The organism is Pseudidiomarina aestuarii (assembly GCF_003987355.1).
Taxonomy (GTDB): domain Bacteria; phylum Pseudomonadota; class Gammaproteobacteria; order Enterobacterales; family Alteromonadaceae; genus Pseudidiomarina; species Pseudidiomarina aestuarii.
On sequence record NZ_PIPR01000001.1, the window covers coordinates 1,007,245 to 1,023,243 of the forward strand.

The 15,999-nt window shown below is 50.8% G+C and carries 12 protein-coding genes; 1 reads left to right on the forward strand and 11 read right to left on the reverse strand.

Annotated features, from left to right (window positions below):
- Positions 1-85 precede the first annotated feature (85 nt).
- Positions 86-2,770: a type I DNA topoisomerase gene (topA, locus tag CWE22_RS04695; RefSeq protein ID WP_169930201.1), complete on the reverse strand. Its 2,685-nt coding sequence runs from the start codon at positions 2,768-2,770 to the stop codon at positions 86-88.
- A 247-nt stretch (positions 2,771-3,017) separates the two neighbouring features.
- Between topA and astB the strand changes: the two genes are divergently transcribed.
- On the forward strand, positions 3,018-4,361 hold the full coding sequence (gene astB, locus CWE22_RS04700) for an N-succinylarginine dihydrolase (protein ID WP_169930202.1): 1,344 nt from the start codon (positions 3,018-3,020) through the stop codon (positions 4,359-4,361).
- 146 nt (positions 4,362-4,507) lie between these two features.
- Here astB and purF read toward each other — a convergent pair whose 3' ends face one another.
- The 10 genes from purF to fabB all read right to left on the reverse strand — a co-directional run bounded on the left by purF (position 4,508) and on the right by fabB (position 15,962).
- Complete coding sequence (gene purF / locus CWE22_RS04705; RefSeq protein ID WP_169930203.1) at positions 4,508-6,025, reverse strand: amidophosphoribosyltransferase; 1,518 nt, start codon at positions 6,023-6,025, stop codon at positions 4,508-4,510.
- A gap of 15 nt (positions 6,026-6,040) precedes the next feature.
- A complete protein-coding gene (locus tag CWE22_RS04710) occupies positions 6,041-6,532 on the reverse strand; it encodes a CvpA family protein (RefSeq protein ID WP_169930204.1) in 492 nt (163 codons plus the stop codon).
- Positions 6,533-6,652: 120 nt separating this feature from the next.
- A complete protein-coding gene (locus CWE22_RS04715; protein ID WP_169930205.1) occupies positions 6,653-7,210 on the reverse strand; it encodes an SPOR domain-containing protein in 558 nt (185 codons plus the stop codon).
- 2 nt (positions 7,211-7,212) lie between these two features.
- Positions 7,213-8,499, reverse strand: coding sequence for a bifunctional tetrahydrofolate synthase/dihydrofolate synthase (gene folC / locus CWE22_RS04720; RefSeq protein ID WP_211618609.1), 1,287 nt, complete (start codon positions 8,497-8,499; stop codon positions 7,213-7,215).
- A gap of 8 nt (positions 8,500-8,507) precedes the next feature.
- Positions 8,508-9,371 carry an acetyl-CoA carboxylase, carboxyltransferase subunit beta gene (gene accD, locus CWE22_RS04725; protein WP_169930206.1) on the reverse strand — a complete coding sequence of 288 codons (864 nt, stop codon included), beginning with the start codon at positions 9,369-9,371 and terminating at the stop codon, positions 8,508-8,510.
- Between the two features lie 119 nt (positions 9,372-9,490).
- Positions 9,491-10,333 (reverse strand): tRNA pseudouridine(38-40) synthase TruA, encoded by an 843-nt coding sequence (gene truA / locus CWE22_RS04730; RefSeq protein ID WP_169930207.1) that lies wholly within the window; start codon positions 10,331-10,333, stop codon positions 9,491-9,493.
- A gap of 21 nt (positions 10,334-10,354) precedes the next feature.
- Entirely contained in the window at positions 10,355-12,376 is a 2,022-nt protein-coding gene (locus tag CWE22_RS04735) for a FimV/HubP family polar landmark protein (protein ID WP_169930208.1), read from the reverse strand.
- Between the two features lie 49 nt (positions 12,377-12,425).
- Complete coding sequence (locus tag CWE22_RS04740) at positions 12,426-13,442, reverse strand: aspartate-semialdehyde dehydrogenase (RefSeq protein ID WP_169930209.1); 1,017 nt, start codon at positions 13,440-13,442, stop codon at positions 12,426-12,428.
- Between the two features lie 2 nt (positions 13,443-13,444).
- Entirely contained in the window at positions 13,445-14,623 is a 1,179-nt protein-coding gene (locus tag CWE22_RS04745) for a 4-phosphoerythronate dehydrogenase (protein WP_169930210.1), read from the reverse strand.
- 124 nt (positions 14,624-14,747) lie between these two features.
- Positions 14,748-15,962 (reverse strand): beta-ketoacyl-ACP synthase I, encoded by a 1,215-nt coding sequence (gene fabB / locus CWE22_RS04750; RefSeq protein ID WP_169930211.1) that lies wholly within the window; start codon positions 15,960-15,962, stop codon positions 14,748-14,750.
- Positions 15,963-15,999 lie beyond the last annotated feature (37 nt).

Here is a 15,999-nt window from a genome sequence, read left to right on the forward strand (position 1 = left end):
AACGTCACCGTCCTTGGCAACGAGTATTCACTGTAGTTGACCTAACAGTGAGCAACAAGCAGGCGTTCGCGCATCGTGTTGTAGTTTATTTCGTACCTTTCTTTTTGGTTCCTTTAGCCGCTGATTTCTTGGTCTTTTTCGCAGTAGTTTTGGCTGCTTTCTTAACCGACCATTCGCCATCTTTATAGAATGCTTGCCAGCCTGTTTGCTTCCCGTCTTCCTCAGTCACAACATACTGCTCTTTGGTTTTGCGACTGTAGCGAACGATCGCATCATGACCTTGATCATCTTGTGCTGGCGCATCGGCTAAATAATGAAACTTCTTCGGAATCCGGTCTTTAAATTGCTGCAGCTCTTTGACCTTTACGGCCCGCGTTTCGCGTGACCGCGGGAAGGTGTTGGCACTCATAAAGATACCTGAGGCTCCATCGCGAAGCACAAAATACGCATCGCCGCTTTCACAAGGTAGCTCTGGGAATGGCACTGGATCCTCTTTCGGTGGCGCCGGCTGACCGTTTCTCAACAACTTCCGCGTATTTTTACACTCGCTGTTGGTACAGTCGAAGTACTTGCCGAAACGTCCCGTTTTTAATTGCATCTCACTGCCGCAACGGTCGCATTCAAGCACCGGACCATCATAGCCTTTGATGCGGAATTCGCCTTGCTCTACCAGCTGTCCAGAACACTGTGGATTGTTACCACACACATGCAGCTTGCGGCCTTGATCAATGAGGTAACTGTCCATGGCAGTACCACATTCTGGACAACGCTTTTTCGCACGCAGTGCGTTGGTTTCCGCTTCGTCGTCGTCAGTGACGCGAATGGCTTCTTCGCCCGGTAGTAAATTTAATGTTTGCGTACAGCGCTCTTTAGGCGGCAACTCGTAACCGGAGCAGCCCAAAAAGACGCCCGTCGATGCCGTCCGAATACCCATCTTCCGACCACATTGCGGACAATCGATATCGGTGAGCACCATTTGGTTGGCACGCATACCGCCTTCTTCCGGAGGTAACTCTGCGTCAGCTAGCTTTTTGCTAAATTCCGCGTAAAACGCATCGAGCGTCTCTTTCCAATTTCGTTTGCCCTCGGCGATATCATCCAACGCCTGTTCCATTTCGGCGGTGAAGTTGTAATTGAGTAGCCGCGAGAAGTTTTCGACCAAGCGATCATTGACAATCTCGCCCATCTTTTCAGCATAAAAGCGGCGATTCTCCACCCGTACATAACCACGGTCTTGGATAGTCGAAATAATCGAAGCGTAAGTCGATGGCCGACCAATGCCACGTTTTTCCAATTCTTTGACCAATGACGCTTCGCTAAAACGTGCTGGCGGTTTGGTAAAGTGCTGCTGTGGATCCAAGGCCTGTAATGCTAAGGTTTCCCCTTTCTTAATATCGGGCAAACTCTTGTCTTCGTCGTTTTTCGAACCCGCAGGCGGCTGTACCTTGGTCCAACCGGCGAAACGCAGGACGCGACCGCGTGCTTTGAGTTCGTACTCGCCCGCTGTGACAGTGAGTGTCGTCGCATCATAGCGAGCTGGAGTCATTTGGCAGGCAACAAACTGGCGCCAAATCAGCTCATACAACCGCTGTGCGTCACGCTCCATATCTTTCAAATGCTCAGACTTGACGGTCACAGAGGACGGACGGATCGCCTCATGCGCTTCTTGCGCATTTTGTTTGGAACCATAAAAATTCGGCTTTTCCGGCAGGTAATCTTTACCATACTGCTTTTCAATAAAGCCACGTACACTCTGCACAGCCTCTTGGCTCAGGTTGGTCGAATCGGTACGCATATAAGTAATATGACCTGCTTCATACAACCGCTGTGCCAGCATCATGGTTTTTTTCACACCGTAACCCAATCGAGTACTGGCTGCTTGTTGCAAGGTCGAAGTAATAAACGGAGCCGATGGGCGGCTGCTGGTTGGTTTATCTTCGCGATCAGTAACTAGGTAGCGGGCATCCTGTAATGCAGCCACTGCGGCATCAGCAGCAGCCTTGTCGCCTGCTTTGAATGCCTTATCTCGGAACTTTTGGACCTGCATCCGCAAATCGTGCTCTCGCTGACTTTGCAGATCTGCGTAGATATCCCAAAACTCCTCTGGGACAAACGCTTTGATTTCACGTTCGCGCTCTACGACTAAGCGCACCGCCACCGACTGCACGCGACCCGCCGATAATCCCCGCGCAATTTTCTTCCACAACAAGGGCGACACCATAAAGCCAACCACACGATCGAGGAACCGCCGCGTTTGCTGCGCATTCACGCGATGCGTATTCAATGCCGATGGATGAGAGAAGGCGTCTTGAATGGCTTTCTTGGTAATTTCGTTAAAGACCACGCGCTGGAAACGTTGGTCATCACCGCCAATAAGTTCACGCAGATGCCAAGCTATAGCCTCTCCTTCGCGGTCCAAATCCGTTGCGAGATAAATGGTTTCGGCTTTACTTGCCAGCTTTTTCAGTTCTGCAACGACTTTTTCTTTACCCGGTAAAACTTCGTATTGCGCCTGCCACCCATTATTCGGATCGACCCCCATGCGGGCGACCAGCTTTTCAAAATCACGGCGTTTTTTATAGGCTTCTTTCTTTTCCGGCGACATCGCTCGCACTTCAGCCGCAGATTTTGCTTTGACTGAATCAGTGGTTCGGGTCGGCAAATCACGGACATGCCCGACACTCGATTTCACTACGAAATCGTTTCCTAAATATTTATTAATTGTCTTTGCCTTTGCCGGCGACTCGACAATAACCAGCGCTTTAGCCATGCGACTCTCTATGTATCAAATGATGTGGTTTACTTGCGGGTTCTTTTTTTAGATATATCTGTTCTCTAGTCACTTCACAACCATGCAGATCAAATTTCATAAAAATTCTGCATCCCGTCATATCCATGCAAATGGTGCGGCAAGCCAATCTTTTCAAGACCTCCCGCCCCTTACACCCAGCCAAAAGTGTGCGTATAATAGCCTTAAATTGAAACAGTACAATGCCTAGTTGGCAACGGAGACCTTGATGAGTTCACGTCACGTAGAAGTAAATTTTGACGGTTTAGTGGGCCCTACCCACAATTATGCTGGGCTTTCTTACGGCAACGTAGCCTCACTCAGTAACGCCAAAGCGACATCAAGCCCTCGTTCCGCAGCCAAGCAAGGTCTCGCGAAAATGAAAGCATTGCATGATCTCGGTATGGTACAGGGTGTGCTGGCACCGCAAGAGCGTCCAGATACCCATGCACTGCGGCGGCTCGGATTTACCGGCAATGATGGCGAAGTGCTTGCTAAAGCGGCACAACAGGCTCCAGAAATTTTTCAGGCCGTATGCTCCGCATCCAGCATGTGGACTGCAAACGCGGCTACCGTCTCGCCGGGTGCAGATACTGCCAACGGCAAAGTACATTTTACCCCGGCCAATCTGACCAATAAATTCCACCGTTCGCTCGAGCCGCAAACCAGTGGACGAATTTTACAGTCCATGTTCGCGAACCCACGTTATTTTGAGCATCACACCCATTTACCCGATAACGAACATTTCGGTGACGAAGGTGCGGCGAACCATACGCGACTGTGCAGTAGCTACGACAAAGCGGGAGTGGAAATTTTTACCTTCGGACGTTACGCATTTGACTCGAGCAAACCAGCGCCATCGCGTTATCCAGCTCGGCAAACCTATGAAGCATCACAAGCCATTGCACGTTTACACGGACTCAGTGATGAGACCACTGTCTACATTCAGCAAAACCCAGCCGTGATCGACCAAGGTGTATTCCATAATGACGTGATTGCGGTCGGCAACCAGAATGTGCTGTTCTATCATGAACAAGCATTTCTCGACACCGAGAAAAAACTACACGAAATCCAGCAAAAATTCGGTTCCGAGCCAGTCTATTTCATCGAAGTGAAAACGTCTGAAGTGTCGGTAGAAGATGCCGTACAGACCTATTTATTTAACACCCAGCTGATTACTTTACCGTCCGGTAAAATGGCGATTATTGCGCCAACTGAATGTCAAGAAAATGACAGCGTTGCCGATTATTTAGCGCAATTAGTTACCCGTGACACGCCCATCCAGCAAGTGCATTACATGGACGTGAAGCAAAGTATGCGGAACGGTGGTGGGCCAGCCTGTTTACGTTTGCGCGTAGCTCTGAATGACACCGAATTGGCAGCGGTAAACCCTGCGGTTATCCTGACAGATACTCTGTTCAATCGGCTTAATCAATGGGTTGATAAACATTATCGGGATGAGTTGGCGGTGGCAGATCTAGCCGATCCGAATCTGTTGGATGAGTCGCGCACCGCACTGGACGAGTTGACTCAAATCCTCAAACTCGGCTCGGTCTATCCCTTCCAACTCTAGCTACTAGCTACTAGCTATTGGTTATTAGCTACTGGCTACTAGAAAACACAGATCTGTGCTCTTCTAGTAGCCAGTAACTAGTAGCAAATCACGCTTTTCGCTCTTATAGTAGCTAGTAACCAGTAGCAAATCACGCTTTCGAATGGTCAGTCGTCGTCTTCGTTGTGCAGCTCTAGATTCGCATCTTCGCCTTGATCCGATCCATTCCGAGCAACATCGTTGCGAGCAGCATCCAGTCGGTCGAGATACGACTGGTTGATATCACCGGTAATGTATTCGCCGCTAAAGACTGATGTTTCGAATCGCTCAACCGTAGGATTTTCTTTCTGAACCGCGCTAATTAGGTCATCAAGATCTTGATAAATTAATCCATCAGCTTTGATCAAATCATTGATTTCCGACGCTTCACGACCGTGACCTATCAGCTCGTTCGCGCTTGGCATATCGATGCCATACACATTAGGGAAGCGAATTTCAGGCGCAGCAGATGCAAAATAGACTTTCTTGGCACCGGCTTCTCGCGCCATTTCAATAATTTGTTCAGAGGTAGTACCACGCACAATCGAGTCATCGACTAGGAGCACATTTTTGCCTTTAAATTCGGCACCAATAGCATTCAGTTTACGCCGCACCGACTTCCGTCGCTGGGTTTGTCCCGGCATGATAAACGTGCGACCAATATAGCGGTTTTTCACGAACCCCTGACGATAGGGTAAGCCCAGCACGTTCGCCATTTCCAATGCGATATCGCAACTGGTTTCGGGGATTGGAATGACGACATCAATATCCAAATGACTGTAATCTCGCTTGATCTTCTCACCGAGCTTTTGTCCCATGTTCACGCGTGATGCATAGACTGAAATCTTGTCAATCGTCGAATCTGGACGCGCAAAGTAAACATACTCAAAAATACAGGGAACATGTTGCGGATTGTCAGCACACTGACGTGAAAAGAGCTCACCCTCATCAGAAATATAGATAGCCTCACCCGGTTCCACATCACGCACGAAGGTAAAACCAGTCCCATCAATAGCAACACTCTCTGACGCGACTATCCACTCGTTGCCTTGAGCGGTTTCGCGCTTGCCAAGTGCCAACGGACGAATCCCCCACGGGTCCCGGAACGCGACGACTCCGTGGCCAATGATCATAGCAACAACGGCATAAGCACCGCGGATCTGACGGTGCACACGCGACACGGTTGCAAAAACATCATCAGCGGTCAGTTGCAAACTATGCTGTTGATACAACTCATGTGCAAAAATATTCAGTAAGACTTCTGAATCCGACGTGGTATTGATGTGCCGACGTGCTTTGGCAAACAACTGCTCTTGCAGTTCTTGTGCGTTCGTTAAGTTACCGTTGTGCGCCATGGCAATACCAAAGGGCGAATTCACATAAAACGGTTGCGCCTCAGCGGAGCTGGAGCTACCGGCCGTTGGGTAGCGAACATGCCCAATACCCACTCGACCTTGCAAACGATGCATATGCCGCGTGTGGAAAACATCACGAACTAAACCATTCGCCTTACGCAAACGCAATGTGTCTTGGTCTACGGTCATGATTCCCGCCGCGTCTTGGCCACGATGCTGGAGCATGGTTAAAGCGTCATACAACGCTTGATTGACTGGGTCTTTACCAACTATGCCTACAATGCCACACATGCCAACACAACCTCATTACACTTGTTTGGGAAGAAAACTGGACGATTGTTCAAGGTATTCAAAAAACCATTGAATAAAGATCCCAAAATGCGGGATCAGTACCGAATTCTGCCACCAGGTACTGCTGGCAAAACCAGTAAAGGAATCAAGGAAAAATAACAGCGCACTGACTATCAACACACCGCGCAGCGCACCAAACACGGCACCAAGCACGCGATCAGTTCCAGTCAGACCGGTCGACTCGACCAGTTTACTCACCAAAAAATTGACGATGGAACCAACAATGAGAGTGGCGACAAATAACGCTAATATTGCTGCGCCATTACGCACGAGTTCATCTTCAATGCCGGTAAAATACACGGCTAAATCGAGGTAATACCAGCTGGCAATGAAAAAGGCTGCTATCCAGATAGCGAGAGACAGAGCTTCACGAACAAACCCGCGAAACAGGCTGATCAACGTTGACAGTGCGATGACTGCGATGATGGCATAATCTATCCAGACCATAGGGAAGCATTCCTGAGGCTGTTATGAAAACGCGCGCAGTGTACCAGAAAATTGGTCGCATTACGCTCCCTTTTTAAGCGCTTTTCATCAATCCTACTCAGCGCCCAAAGATGTCTCCAACTAAGGCTGATAACGAATGACCTTACCAGAGAGATTCGTGAGTTCACGCAGTTCATCGAGTTGCGCAGTGAGTTCATTTTTGACAAGCCCAGGCCCGACTAACAGCTTATGCATGGCTCTGCCATTGCTTTGATAGGGCTCAATGTACGCTGGATAGCCGCGCTCTTTGAGTAATTGAACCGTGCGCTCGGCTGACTCTTGATTACCGAGTACAGCAAGTTGAATAATCCAACCACCTTCCTGCAAATCAGCATCGGTCGGTGGCCTTGGTTTAGCTTGAACCGTTGAATCCGGATTCAATGCGGGTTCTTGCTCACCCAGTTCAACCGTTTCAATGGCTGGAATTTCAGTAAATGCTTCGTCTTCAACAGGCTCTGCTTGAGTTGGGATCTCAGCAACAGGCTGTTGCTCAACATCCACCTCAGGCTGCAGGGGCATTGCGACAAAAGCCTCGCGATCCTCCACAGGTTTACCATCGAGCAACTCGGGCAGAATGATCACTGCGAGAGCCAATAAAATAATACTGCCAACAATCCGGTTTTGCAGGGGCGAAGACATGCTTACTCCGAAGTCGAAATACTAGCGACAGTGTAAAACGAGCCGCACACCAATACCAGAGGTTGCTGCGACGAATGCTCCAGAGCCGCTGCGCAAGCCGCTTGCTGTGCTGCCTCGACCGAGGAAAATAGCTCAAACGCTTGAACTGTCGGTGGCAACGCAGCAGCCAATTCACGCGCACTGGCTCCACGCGGCGGCCCTAAGTCGGCGCAAAACCAACGCGATACTGCAGGCTCCAGTGCCGCTAAAGTTCCCGCAATGTCTTTGTCCTTGAGCATCCCGATCACCGCGTACACAGGCCGTTGCTGTGCTGAATAGAAGCGTTGCACATGTGCACACAAAAATGCCGCAGCATGCGGGTTGTGCGCGACATCCAATAACTGTTCTGGTGGTCCAGCGAGCACCTGCAAACGCCCTGGCTCACGAGCGAGCGCGAGGCCTTCACGAATAGCTTCTGCGCTCACCGGCAAAGATAACGCCTCAATAGCAGCCAGAGCCGTTGCAGCATTGGGTAATGGTAACTGAGGCAAAGCTAATTGAGATAATTGTGTGTGAACGCCCTGAAAGCTCCAGGATTGCGCATCAGCAGCCACTTTATAAAAGAACTGTTGGTTCACTCGACGGAGTTGCACCTGATTTTGCCGACAGTAATCGAGCGCTACCTCTGGAAAGTCAGGTTCGCCGCAGATAGCGACGCGGTGGGGACGAAAAATACCCGATTTTTCAACCGCAATACCATCCCGATCGGATCCCAGAAAGCCGATATGATCGATACCCACAGACGTGAGCACAGGTACGTCTGCATCAATGATATTGACGGCGTCAAGGCGCCCTCCTAGCCCGACTTCAAGGATCCACACATCGACTTGAGCGCGCTGCAACAGCCACAGCGCTGCTAAGGTGCCAAACTCAAAGTAGGTTAAAGATGTGGTACCCCGCACAGCCTCAATCGCTTGAAACGCAGCGACATGATCAGCGTTCGATAACCACTCACCATCAACCCGAACTCGCTCACGATACTCGTGGATGTGCGGCGAAATGTAAACGCCCGTGCGGTAGCCTTGGCAGCGTAGAATAGTCTCGATGTAACGAACCGTGGAGCCTTTACCATTGGTACCTGCCACGGTGACAACCGGCGGCTGATTCTGGTCGAGGTTGAGCTTATTGGCGACCTGTCGAATCCGGTCCAGCCCCATATCAATAGCTGTCGGATGCAAGGCCTCCAAATAAGACAGCCAGGCATCAAGCCCAGCTGCTGTAGAAGGTGGAGTCACTGGTGAAGACGACACAAGTCTCCTTAAATTTCGTCAGCGACTGCCGGAAGTTTCTGGAATTTAGCTAACAACGCGCAGATTTTATTTCGCATCTGACGACGGTCTACAATCATGTCGACGGCGCCATGCTCCACTAAAAACTCCGCTCGTTGGAAACCTTCAGGCAGTGTTTCTCGGACGGTTTGTTCAATGACGCGGGGGCCAGCGAAACCGATCAAAGCCTTAGGCTCGGCAATATTTAAGTCACCCAGCATAGCTAAACTCGCGGATACACCGCCCATAGTCGGATCAGTAAGCACTGAGATAAACGGTAAGCCTTCTTCGCTCATGCGCGCTAACGCCGCTGACGTTTTAGCCATTTGCATCAATGACAACAAGGCTTCTTGCATCCGCGCACCGCCCGACGCAGAGAAGCACACCAATGGTAGCTTTTCGCGCAAACAGACTTCGGCGGCTTTCACGAATCGAGCACCCACCACCGAAGCCATGGATCCGCCCATAAATTCGAATTCGAATGCTACTGCGACAATAGGCATACCTTTCAGCTTACCTTTGCCAGCAATCAGTGCATCTTTCTCGCCGGTCGCCTTTTGCGCCGCTGAGATACGATCTTTGTACTTTTTCGAATCGCGAAACTTGAGAATGTCTTGCGGCTCGAGTTCGGCCCCAATTTCAGTCATGGTATCGGTGTCGAAAAATGCCTCAAGGCGACGGCGGCCACCAATGCGCATGTGATGATCACATTTCGGGCACACATTCAAACTGCGCTCTAAGTCGGCGCCATATAAAATGGCGTCACAACTGGTGCATTTCGACCACACACCCTCAGGAATGTTACGACGCTTACCGCTCTTCGGTTTCGCGAGAATACGCTCAATCCAGCTCATATGATTCCGTTGTTATCGTTAACTATGACGATGATTTGTTTGTTTCAGTGACCTTATTAAAGCACATCCGCTCCAATGAGTGCAGTAAAAAGTGGTCTAAGCACTCGGCGACACAGCCGCTACTCATGACCGGGATGATAGTCCGGCAACCATAACGGCCCCGGGGGTAGTTGCGGCAGACCAAACTCAGAAGGATAGTCGACTTGCACTAAATAAAGACCATTTGGCTTTGCCGTCGCTGCCGCGAGATTACGGTCCCGTGCAGCTAATAATTCAGCAACCCACGACTCAGACTGAGCACCGACACCCACTTCAATGAGGCTACCCACTATATTCCGCACCATATGATGGAGGAACGCATTCGCAGCAATATCGACGACAACAAAGTCGCCATGACGGCGCACATCTATGTGAGTGACGCAGCGAAACGATGTGGTGCTTTGACACTGAGCGGCGCGAAAGGAAGTAAAGTCATTTTCGCCGAGCAGGCCTTGCGCAGCGCGATGCATAGCTGCCGCGTTCAGCGGTTGATGATAATGGCTGAGGCCATACTGCAAGAATCCAGGACGTAAGCGCATGTTGGCGATGATATAGCGGTAACGACGCCCAGTAGCGCTGAAGCGCGCATTGAAATCGGCAGGAACCACCTGCGCCCAACGCACGGCGACACTGGCTGGTAGGTTGCTATTTACACCCATAGTCCAGGCGGCGATAGTTCGCAGTTCTGGGGTATCGAAGTGAATCACCTGGCCGGTCGCATGAACACCCGCATCGGTACGCCCAGCACAAGTCACCTCGATGGGACTATTGGCAACTTGACTCAACGCGCGTTCGAGCACTTCTTGCACACAAACCACTTCGCGCTGACGCTGCCAGCCATAAAACTGGCTGCCATCATATTCCACACCCAATGCAATTCGCGTCAACGCACTGGCATTTAAATCTTGTTCAACATCCGTCATGAGTACTGCACTTATCTCAATTTAACGATGGGATTGACCATCAAGCTGTTGCAGCAATTGGGCTACTTCCCGTTCAATATCGTCGTCGCCACAGTGCTTAATCTTATTTAATAGCAGCTGCGCATCGTCAATTTCGCCCATTTCTATGTAGGCTTGCGCCAGATCGAGCAAGGTTGCTGGGCTTTTACCCAATTCGAAGTCATCCTCGATGTCGATAGCGGGGGGCTCTGCAGCTTCATCCGACGCACCCAATACTTCTTTGACATCATCTGTCGAATAGCGGTCTTCCACATCATCATTGGCTTCGGCATCTGCCTCTTCCAACAAGGTTTCGATATCAATCAAATCCAGATCGTGCTCGGCTTCGGGCTCAGCATCGTTATCTGCAGATTCAACGGAGGCTTCGTCCGACTGCGGCTCAAGCTCAAGACTAGCATCAAGTTCGGGTTCTGGCTCTGGTTCTGGTTCTGGTTCTGGCTCTGGCTCTGGCTCTGGCTCTGGCTCAACAGCAGGTTCGAACTCCAAGTCTGGCATGGAGTCCAGCGATACCTCCGCCTCAGACTCATGGGTTTCGTCTTCCTCGGTCTCCGCTGTTGTGTCAGAGTCTTCTGCGTCTGCTTTCGCCGCATCATCCATTGACCAATTCAGGTCAGCTAAAGCGGCCTCAATATCAGCATCACTCGCTTCTTCCTCCGCTGATTCCGTTGGACTCTCAGCATCCACGACCTCCATCTCAAAATCGTCCAGGTCCTTATCGGTTTCAGACCACAGTGGATCGGTCGACAAAACCGCATCCTCTGCAACGGCCACCTCATCGTTGTCAACTGGCTCTTCAGTTGTTTCTTGCGGAGCTGGCTCAGAATCCCTCAAATCTTGTTGGTCTCGTTCGGCCGCTTGGCGAGCACCATTATAGGTTCCTGCAATTTCACGGTTGACGCGGCGCACATAAATGACATACCAAATAATGGCCGCAATTAAGAGTGGTACGAGTATCGCGAGCGCTAACTGATAGGGCTGCAACAACCAGTCGATGAAGCTCGGACTCTGCCGTTTACTGGCATCACGCTTCGGTACTGTTGTTGAAGCACTCGATTCTGATTCAGAGGACGCGGCTGTCGCCGACTCTTTGGTCACCTCTTCATCTGCATCAAGCATCGGTTCAACCGCTGCGGTTTCAACATCTGGTTCTGCAGCAGACTCACTGGCTTCAGCATCAACGTCCGCAAGTGACTCCTCACTCATCGTTTCATCGGTACGCGACTCGTCAACAGTAACTTCAGCATCAGCGGTTTCGATAGCAGCGGGTTCTTCCGCAGTCGCAGCACCTTCTGCAGGTGAACTGTCCTCGCGAGTCGGTTCTTCAACAGACTCCTGTTCGGCCGCTGCAATTGCAGTGACTTCATCCGTCAGCTGACGTAATTCGGCATCGGCAGCGTCCTCGATATCTACGCGCTGTTTCAATTCAGCGAGCTCAGCGTTCACCGCGCGCAAACGCTCCTGCAAGTCCACATTTTCCCGTTGCAGATTTTCAATCAGCTCGATGGATTCAGCTAAATTCGTTCGCAACGAATCCATTTCTTCAGCAGATAAAGTCGCTTCAGCGGCATCGACTGCGGTTTCAACTGGATCAGGCGTCGCGATAACCGTGTCATCGACCACACGATCACCGGCAACGACTGAGGTTGACTCAGAATCAGTAGAATCGCTCGCGCGGTCGTTCAGATTTGGAATCGTTAAAAAATAACCATCCATCATCCGATCCGGATTGCCGTTGATAAAGACCCGAGGGTTGGCCGCGACAATCAGATCCATCATGGCGTAGATGCTAATACCTTGCTTTTGTCCGTAATAGGTAGAGATCGTCCACAAGGTATCCGTGGATACAATGGGGCCGAATCGCTCTTCCTGCCAACGCGATACACTCTGCCCCTGCAGCGCAATCGTGCTAAAAGGAGCCAACGCGTGACTATGTACCTTGGCTGCCGTGCCTGCTAAGCCCAGCAACAAACTTCCGGTAATCAGAGCTAAAATCGACCGCTGCATTGCGAGTAATCCTTGTTCAAATGACGACTATTTGAATCATAATAGTGAGTTATAGATATTCTTTTATCAAATGTTCGGCTATTTGAATACTATTGGTTGCTGCACCTTTACGAATGTTGTCACTCACCACCCATAAGTTTAGTCCTTGTGGATGCGAAATATCATTTCGCACACGCCCGACGAATACCTCGTCATGACCCGCAGCATTCCCTACTTGGGTGGGGAAGTCTTCTCGCGCATCCATCAACACCACACCAGGAGCATTTCTGAGTAACTCTTTGGCTTGTTCAGCATCAATCGGTTGCAGGGTTTCAATATGAATCGCTTCAGCGTGACCAAAGAATACCGGTACCCTTACTGCTGTTGCATTCACTCGCACCGAGCTGTCACCCAAAATCTTTTGCGTTTCCCACACCATCTTCATCTCTTCTTTGGTGTAGTCGTTATCCATGAATACATCAATTTGTGGAATACAATTAAACGCGATTTGACGGCTGAATGTTTCTTGCTCAACCGGACGGCCATTCAACAGCGCAGCGGTTTGTTTTGCCAGTTCATCCATAGCCTCTTTGCCCGCACCAGAAACCGATTGATAAGTCGCTACATTAATTCGCTCAATACCCACGGCATCATAAATAGGCTTCAACGCCACCAACATTTGAATCGTTGAGCAGTTTGGGTTGGCAATGATGTTGCGATTGCGGAAGTCAGCCAACGTATGACCATTGACTTCCGGTACCACCAAAGGAATCTCAGGTTCGTAGCGAAACTCCGACGTGTTATCAATCACAATACAGCCGGCGTCTGCTGCGCGTGGAGCGTAGATCCGTGAGATTGAACCACCTGCAGAGAAAAAGCCGATTTCGACTTGGCTCCAATCAAAGGTTTCAGCATCTAAAACTGTGACGTCTTCGCCTCGAAATGACACTGTCGCGCCAGCTGAACGACTGCTGGCTAATGGGAACAATTGTCCAACGGGAAAATCCCGTGCTTCGAGAATTTCAATCATCTGCTGGCCCACTAACCCAGTGGCACCAAGAACGGCTACAGAATAAGCACGTGACATTTTTAGCTTCCTTTTAACAGACGCAACCGCTGGGGCCAATTGCCCTCGAGCTGCCATGCAGCTGGCTGCAGTTGTAGAGTTGAGAGTTCTGCGCGCGCGGGATAATGACGGCGCAATGCATCAAATTCGCTGGCAGTTGCCGGCGCTTGTCGCAGCCGCTCGTCATCAGCGCGTATATCATAAATGGACAACACCCAGGATGCCAGTTCTACCGCGCTCGGCGCGCGCTCGGCATGGATTACCGGAGGCTTTGGCAAGTCAGCCATTGCGCCGAGTAACTGCGCCAAATCAGGGAATGCCACTGTCCAGCCAGCCCACTGCGTGAACAACTGAAAAAGTTGTAACGTGCCACCCACCTTTCCCGCGACGCTATGCCCAGCAATATGGGGCGTCGCAAAAGTAAGGTAAGGGAGCAAATCAGCTGCGATGATTGGCTCATGCTCCCACACATCGAGAATCACGCGCAATTGCTGCTCACGCGCTTTGGCTGCGCGCAAGCCAGCTTCACTGACCACAGGGCCGCGGCTGGCATTAATCAGAATAGTGTCATCGGCAAGACTTAACAGCGTGGTCTCATCAAAGAGGCCAACGGTAGGATAGAGCCCATCGGCAATCAGCGGCACATGAATGCTGATGACATCAGCATCCACAACGCGTTGCCAGTCTGCATGAACCGGCACCGGATGCTCGGTAAAGGCTGCCGCGATCGGAGGATCGTAATAACTCACGTGGTAGCCAAAAGCTCGCAAGCGGGAACCTGCAGCCCGCCCAGTGTGTCCGGCACCCACAATAGCCGCCATTTTGCGACCGCTGCGACTGGGTAAATGCCCCAAATGCTCGGTCAATGCGGCTATAGCACTGGCGACATAGTCGCCTACAGCTTGCGCATTCACCCCCGGGGTTGAGTGAAAGCAGATGCCACGCGCTTGCACAGCATCCGTATCCACATGCTCCGTGCCAATAGTAGCGGTACCTAACCAACGCAACTGCGGAGCTTGATCGAGCAAGGTTTGGTCCACTCGCGTGATCGAGCGAATCAATAATACTTCAGCCACGGCCAACTGCGCCGCATTCGGTTGGCGACCTTGAAATGTATCGAATTCGACCGCGTATCCCGCTGCTTGGCACAAACTCGCTAATTTCTCCACCAAAGGCATGGATGCATCTGCAAGAATCCGCATAGAAACTCCTTTCTAGCAATCGACTATGGGTCGTTTTACTGCCGCTACCATAACAAAAAAGGTGCGCCGCGGCGCACCTTTTTCATCGATAAATCCTACTGTTGTCGTAACCTAAAGCTCGCGCTTAAGACTCGTAACGACGCATGACTAAGGTTGCATTCGTACCACCGAAACCAAAGCTATTCGACATGACTGTCGTGAGCTTCGCTGCAGTTGGTTCACGAACAATGTTCATGCCCTCTGCGGCTGGATCGAGATTCTCGATATTGATAGAGGGTGCAATAAAGTCATGGTTTAACATCAATAACGAATAAATCGCCTCATGCACACCAGCAGCGCCGAGTGAATGCCCAGTCATTGCTTTCGTAGCACTCATATGCGGCGTATTATCACCAAACACAGCGCGAATGGCTTCGAGTTCTTTGACATCACCAACCGGTGTACTGGTACCGTGTGTGTTCAAGTAGTCAATGGGCGTATCCACTGTGCTCATTGCCATTTCCATACAACGAATCGCGCCCTCACCCGACGGGGCAACCATATCGTAACCATCGGAAGTCGCACCGTAGCCAACAATCTCACCATAAATGGTCGCACCACGTGCTAGGGCAGCTTCTAATTCTTCGATGACCAAAATGCCACCGCCACCTGCTGGAATAAATCCATCACGATCCGCATCATACGTACGCGAGGCTTTGGTTGGGGTGTCATTGTATTTGGTACTCAAGGCACCCATGGCATCGAACTCCATGCCGAGGGTCCAATGTAACTCTTCACCTCCACCAGCGAACACGCGGTCTTGCTTGCCAAATTGAATCAATTCAAGTGCGTGGCCAATACAATGGGCAGAGGTTGCGCAAGCAGAACTAATGGAATAGTTCACACCCTTAATTTTGAATGGCGTAGCCAAACAGGCCGACGTCGTAGACGCCATGCAGCGCGGAACCATATATGGACCGACTCGCTTCACACCTTTTTCGCGAAGCGTGTCTGCAGCAGCAACCTGCTGTTCGCCGGAGGCGCCACCAGACCCCACAACAAGTCCTGTACGTGGATTCGATACTTGCTCTTCGCTCAGACCTGCATCTTCAATCGCTTGCGCCATTGCCATGTAGGCATAGGCCGCTGAATTGCCCATAAAGCGCAGTGCTTTACGGTCAATATGATCTGCTGGGTTCGCGCGCACTGGTGCCCACACCTGACAGCGGAGACCCATGTCTGCAAATTCTTGAGAGAACTCGAGTCCTGACTTGCCGTGTTTGAGCGAGTCCAGAACTTCCTCTTTATTTAAGCCGATACTCGACACGATGCCGATTCCGGTGATCACTGCTCTTCTCATTCTGATTTCCTGTCTTGCTGAGCGCCTGTGTATGGTA